Consider the following 3,840-nt stretch of genomic DNA (forward strand, 5'->3'; position numbering starts at 1 on the left):
AGTTAACTTTAATGCTCGTTTAGTTGCTGCAACTTGTGATATCAGTGCTTCTAAAGACTTAATCAGCTTAGGAACTCACTCAAACGAAAAAATTGATACTGCTAAAGCATTATCAGAAGCAAACTTTAACTTAGTTTTAAATAACTGTACTAAAGTTTATAACGGTGATGCGGGTAGCAATAACGAAGCTGCAAGTGCAACTTCTGTTTCTATCTTAGCTACAGGTGAAACATTAACTGGTCACTCAGACATGTTTGCTGATGCTCAAGCATCACAAATCGGTGTTAAGTTAGCGGCTGGTAAAGCAAAAACGGCTATCACCCCTAACACTGCAACTGAAATTGCAGACCTGAAAGTTACAGGTCAAAATGACTACATCATCCCAATGGTTGCAGGTCTTTATGCAACAACGACTGATGCAGTCGCTCAAAACTTAAATGTTCCAGTAACTTTTAGTGTCGCTTACGATTAATAAATTAACTCATAATAGTCTACACTGAGTTTAGCTGCTAAAGCGGGCAGTAACAATTTACTGCCCGCAATATAAATATATAAGAGAAAAGAAAATGCAAAAATTAAAATCCCTACTTTTTATCTTATTAACATTTTCATTTATTGCTCAAGCGGGTGTCGGTTTAAGTCAAACTCGTATCGTTATTGAAGAAGCGACTAATTCAGCCTCTATTACCGCACGTAATGAAGATAACAAATCGTATTTAGTGGCAAGTTTTATTACACAACAGCTAGATAGCAAAACGCCGTCCGATGGTTTATTTGTTATTACACCTTCAATTTTTAAATTAGAACCCAAACAACGTAACGTAATCAAAATAAAAGCAATTTCGCATAAATTTCCCAAAGACCGCGAAAGTATGTATTACTTCCATTCACGAAATGTCCCTGAATCCAGTAAAGCGGATGGTGTAAAAGTAGGATTAGAAAGCGTGATTAAGATTTTTTATCGCCCAGCAGGCCTGTCAATGCCCCAAGAAGATGCGTTTAAAAATATTAAAATCACTCAAACCTCTAATGGGGTTAAATTAGCCAATAACTCACCTTACTATATCAATCTGGCTGGGTTAGTGGTTAATAATAAATCCGTCAAACTGAATAAACAAAATAATGTCATTTCTCCCTTCGCTGAAATGACCGTTACAAGCAAAAACAAAACTGGGCCAGTAAAGTGGGCGATCATCAATGACCTCGGTGGGTATAATGAATATTATGGGACTATAGAATAAAGTCATATCGAACTCGGCTGGCGATTTTCCCCAGCCAAGTTATCTCAAAATAGGCACATACTATTCAAAATCAAGTTAAAATCGGTGGTATCTGCACAATTAAATTGTGATGTTCTTTTTGAAACAGAAGATACAACTAAAACGAGTTTTTAACTTGAATACTGAGATAAAAACAACCAGAATTAGCAGGTAGTGAGTAATAAGGAAATTTCCATCTTTCCTTCAATAGCTAAAGACTCAGTTATTAATTACAGAGTTATCCGAGTGTAACGCTAAAATAATGTTAAACCAGGTAATGCAACTATCGCTATTATGTTTGAATATTATCAGGATTAAATTTAATGGAAAAAATAAAACAGGTATTACTGACATTTTTAATAATGCTCATGTATTACCCTGCAATGGCAGCAGATGACTATAAAATTCAATACGAATTTTCCGTTTTATTTTTAGCAAAAACCTGTGAAATTGATGTTCCTAATGAAATTATATTAGGTAATGCATCAGGCGTAACGACCGTCAATGAAATTAAGAATGATACTATCTCGAAAAATTTTTCTATTGGTTTAAGAAATTGCACCAGCACGGACCAAACAACAGCCGTGGTTTATCTAGCATCTGGAAACACTTTAACGGGCAGTAATAATTTCTTTAATGACGACCCTAACGGAGTTATTGGCATTCAATTATTAGATGGAAATCGTGTTATTAGTGCCAACCAAACCGCATTAGCTAAACCAGATGCTGCCTCAATTATTTGGGATAACATAAAAAGCAGTAGTGAAACAAAAATGATTAGCGCTAAATTACGTTGTGCCAAAACAGATTGTGACCCAAGTGAAGGTGATTTTTCAGCAACCTTAACCATTGGTTATTACGCAGATTAATAATTTACGCGGAAAATGACATGAAAAAAATAATTCAAGCCATTATAGGTACAATTTTTGTATCTCAAAGTGCATTTGCAGCGGTATCACTCGACCATTCTCGAGTAATATTTACTCAAAATGATAAAAGCCAAAGCATTACAGCACATAACAGTGGTATGAAAAAATACTTAGTGCAAAGTTTAATTTTCTCAACGTTGGAAAATGAAAATGCACCAAGCGAAAATTTTACGGTGATACCCCCGATAGTAAAACTTAAAGAAAACTCAAATATCGCACTAAAAATTATTCCTAAATCACTAGCTTCCCTCCCTAATGATCAGGAATCTTTATTTTATTTGATGGTCAATTTTATTCCTGAATCGAAACAAAGAAATAACGATGAGAGTGATAAAGTAAATACAAAATTTAACTTATCAACCAAAATCGTGATAAAAATGTTTTATCGCCCAAATGGAATTAAAGGGCATGTTAATGACTACATTCGAACGTTAACAGCGACTCAATCAGGGAATAGCATTATTATCAAAAATCCATCACCTTATTATTTTACTTTAGTAAACATCAAAATGGATAAAGTATCTTTCGAGAGTGACAGAGCGCCGATGGTCGCACCATTTTCTTCCGTTGAATTACCTGCAAATCATAAAGTCTCTCAAATAGAATGGGACATTATTAATGATTATGGTGGGGAAACAAAAGTTGAACCTATTGCATTAAAAGGTATACAAAAATGATAAAAAATAGCTTTCGAATATTTTGTTTTTTTATTTTCATTTTTCCATTTATTGCAGTAGCAAACAACCCAACTGGATTTGATTTTGTATTAAAGCGTTATGTTTATAACGAAAGTGATACCGGTGGTATTAGTATCGATATGACTAATGGGAATACGGAAAGTTACTTAATGGAGGCATGGGTTGCTAATGCTGATGAGAAAACTTTACTCCCTAAAATTGACAATACAAATGAACAAGTACCATTTATTATTTTGCCTCCATTAAAAAAAATGGAAGCAAATACGCAAAACGCTTGGAATATTCGTCGAATTGGTCATCAAATAAATGGTATCGATCTTCCTAAAGATCGAGAAAGTTTATTTTGGATTGGCATAAGAGCAATTCCTAGCGAAGATAAAAATAAAAAAGAAAATAGTGTTCATTTGAATATTGTCCCTAATTTCCACTTTAAATTATTGTATCGCCCTAAAGAAATAGAAGAATTTAAAACAAGCCAATTAGCGAAGAAAGTCAAACTTACTCGCAAAGGTAATATTTTAAAAATAGAGAATCCTACGCCATTTTATTTAACATTCGATTATTTAAAAGTCGCTGGAAATAACATTAAAAATGATGAAAGAGAAATAACGCTTACTCCTTTTTCTACTCAGGATATTACTTTGAAAAGCCCTCATACCGGCAAAATTGAGTGGCGATTTACTGATGAGTATTTACTGGAATTACAGAACGAATCTATTGAATGATTTTTAAACAAAGTATTTTTCAACAATAATAAATAACGAAAGGTGATGCAGTGAAAGGGATGAAATTAAACATAATTGCATTAGAGGTTTTTCTTTGCTGCTATGCAATAACCCCTTCTTTTTCGCCTGCCGAATCTTATTTTGACCCCGGTTTATTAATGCACGGGAGCGGGATTGATGTTTCTCAGCTCGATTTAAACGACTTCGCCAACAGTAACACCTTAACGCC

At 34.0% G+C, this 3,840-nt stretch carries 5 protein-coding genes; all 5 read left to right on the top strand.

Features of this window, described 5'->3' with window-relative positions:
• Window positions 1-472: fimbrial protein (locus tag PSF28_RS18255; RefSeq protein WP_272685440.1), on the top strand; the 472-nt coding region annotated here is incomplete at its 5' end.
• A gap of 94 nt (window positions 473-566) precedes the next feature.
• Window positions 567-1,241: a fimbrial biogenesis chaperone gene (locus PSF28_RS18260; protein ID WP_272685441.1), complete on the top strand. Its 675-nt coding sequence runs from the start codon at window positions 567-569 to the stop codon at window positions 1,239-1,241.
• Window positions 1,242-1,582: 341 nt separating this feature from the next.
• Window positions 1,583-2,128, top strand: coding sequence for a fimbrial protein (locus PSF28_RS18265; protein WP_210839630.1), 546 nt, complete (start codon window positions 1,583-1,585; stop codon window positions 2,126-2,128).
• A 20-nt stretch (window positions 2,129-2,148) separates the two neighbouring features.
• The gene (locus PSF28_RS18270; protein WP_272685442.1) at window positions 2,149-2,865 is read left to right on the top strand and encodes a fimbrial biogenesis chaperone; all 717 of its coding nucleotides are present in this window, start codon (window positions 2,149-2,151) and stop codon (window positions 2,863-2,865) included.
• Window positions 2,862-3,611 carry a fimbrial biogenesis chaperone gene (locus PSF28_RS18275; protein WP_272685443.1) on the top strand — a complete coding sequence of 250 codons (750 nt, stop codon included), beginning with the start codon at window positions 2,862-2,864 and terminating at the stop codon, window positions 3,609-3,611. The genes PSF28_RS18270 and PSF28_RS18275 overlap by 4 nt, the downstream gene beginning before the upstream one ends.
• Window positions 3,612-3,840: the final 229 nt, after the last annotated feature.

It is taken from the genome of Providencia sp. PROV130, from assembly GCF_028482225.1.
In the GTDB taxonomy this organism is placed as follows: Bacteria; Pseudomonadota; Gammaproteobacteria; order Enterobacterales; family Enterobacteriaceae; genus Providencia; species Providencia rettgeri.